Source organism: Synechococcus sp. H70.1 (assembly GCF_047502705.1).
In the GTDB taxonomy this organism is placed as follows: Bacteria; Cyanobacteriota; Cyanobacteriia; order Thermostichales; family Thermostichaceae; genus Thermostichus.
The window spans coordinates 1-562 of record NZ_JANSIV010000147.1; the positions used below are offsets into that span (position 1 = coordinate 1).

Genomic DNA, 562 nt, shown 5'->3' on the forward strand with positions numbered 1-562 from the left:
CCCCAGCCTTCCTTCAGCCCCCACAAGAGGCCAGCCAGGAGCAGCAAAGGGATCCCTACCGGCGCAACGAGCCTCAAGATGGCTTTAAGCCGGTTTACAAACATCCATGCCCTATGAACGAGTTTCGCTAAACTTGACGGCCTAGGGCCCTGCAACACCCTAGCTGATCCTAAAAGCAACTTGATGCCAACAAGTTTTGCAAAAACTGTTAGAGATGCAAGGGCGGGTTAGTATTCCCCTTCTCGAGACTTTTTTTCTACGAGTTTTGGCGTATTGGGTTCAGCAAGATGGTCGATGAAAAGTTGCCGCGCCGCAGATGAAGATAAGAGAGTCCCTGAAGTGGAACAAGGTGTGACCTCAATGCTACAGTCTGTGCGGGACATGAACGACGCAGCAATTCCGGCACTGGAGCTTTTGCCCTCCCAGGCTCAGACCCGCCCCTGGGGAGCCTTCTGGATCTTGGATGAAGGCCCAATGTACAAAATCAAGCGCATCGAGGTCAAGCCCGGCCATCGCCTTAGCCTGCAGATGCACTACCACCGCAGCGAGCACTGGATCGTAG

At 53.9% G+C, this 562-nt stretch carries 1 pseudogene; it reads left to right on the forward strand.

Features of this window, described 5'->3' with window-relative positions:
- Positions 1-381: 381 nt before the first annotated feature.
- Positions 382-562: pseudogene (locus tag NW827_RS09940) on the forward strand (mannose-6-phosphate isomerase); the annotation flags it as partial.